The sequence below is a fragment of the Paraburkholderia sp. BR10937 genome (assembly GCF_040965695.1).
GTDB lineage: Bacteria > Pseudomonadota > Gammaproteobacteria > Burkholderiales > Burkholderiaceae > Paraburkholderia.
Map to the genome: position 1 here is coordinate 1 of NZ_JBFRCL010000228.1, position 250 is coordinate 250.

Sequence of the window (250 nt, forward strand, 5' to 3'; positions counted from 1 at the left end):
AGGCGATGAAGGACGCGGTAGCCTGCGAAAAGCTACGGGGAGCTGGCAAACAAGCTTTGATCCGTAGATGTCCGAATGGGGAAACCCACTCCGAATGGAGTATCCATGGCTGAATACATAGGCCATGTGAAGCGAACGCGGCGAACTGAAACATCTAAGTAGCCGCAGGAAAAGAAATCAACCGAGATTCCCAAAGTAGTGGCGAGCGAAATGGGACCAGCCTGTACTCTTTATCCGTACCGTCAGCCAA

The 250-nt window shown here is 52.0% G+C and carries 1 rRNA gene; it reads left to right on the plus strand.

What is annotated here, in order from left to right:
- A 23S ribosomal RNA gene (locus AB4Y44_RS42755) occupies positions 1-250 on the plus strand; the annotation flags it as partial.